Raw genomic sequence first — 563 nt, 5'->3', positions numbered from 1 at the left:
TCCCCCAGCTACCGCTGGGAGGTGCCCCCAGGAGGTGCCCCCAGGTCGACGGCGCTACGCGCCGACCCATTCTTCGGTCCCGTCCGCGAACGTCTGGTGCTTCCATATCGGCACCTCGCGCTTGAGGTCGTCGATCAGCCGCCGGCACGCCTCGAAGGCCTCCGCCCGGTGCGGGCACGAGACCGCCACCACCACCGCCAGGTCCCCCACGGCCAGCTCCCCCACCCGGTGGACGGCCGCCAGCGCCCGGACCGGGAAGTCGGCCACGACCTTCTCCGCGACCCGGCGCAGCTCGGCCTCGGCCGTCGGGTGGGCGGAATAGCCGAGCCCGGTGACGTCCGCGCCGCCGTCGTGGTCCCGGACCGTGCCCACGAAGAGGGCCGTGCCACCCGCCGCCGCGTCGCCGACCGCCGCGAAGACCTCGTCCACGGACAGCGGGGTGTCGCGGACCGCCAGGAGCCGTATCGGCTCCCCGGCGGCGAACTCGCCGGGGTGGTCGTGGTGCGTTCGGGGGCGGGGCGGGCCGGAGGGCGGGTGAGGTGCCATGGAGCCATCGTGCCGTA

The 563-nt window shown here is 75.3% G+C and carries 1 protein-coding gene; it reads right to left on the bottom strand.

From position 1 onward, the window contains the following. Window positions 1–54: 54 nt before the first annotated feature. On the bottom strand, window positions 55–546 hold the full coding sequence (locus tag K6I33_RS35585) for a molybdenum cofactor biosynthesis protein MoaE (RefSeq protein ID WP_229358903.1): 492 nt from the start codon (window positions 544–546) through the stop codon (window positions 55–57). Window positions 547–563: the final 17 nt, after the last annotated feature.

It is taken from the genome of Streptomyces sp. UNOB3_S3 (assembly GCF_020740895.1).
Lineage (GTDB): Bacteria > Actinomycetota > Actinomycetes > Streptomycetales > Streptomycetaceae > Streptomyces.
Note: the sequence above shows the minus strand (reverse complement) of the source record. Positions and strands in the feature narration are given on the sequence as shown.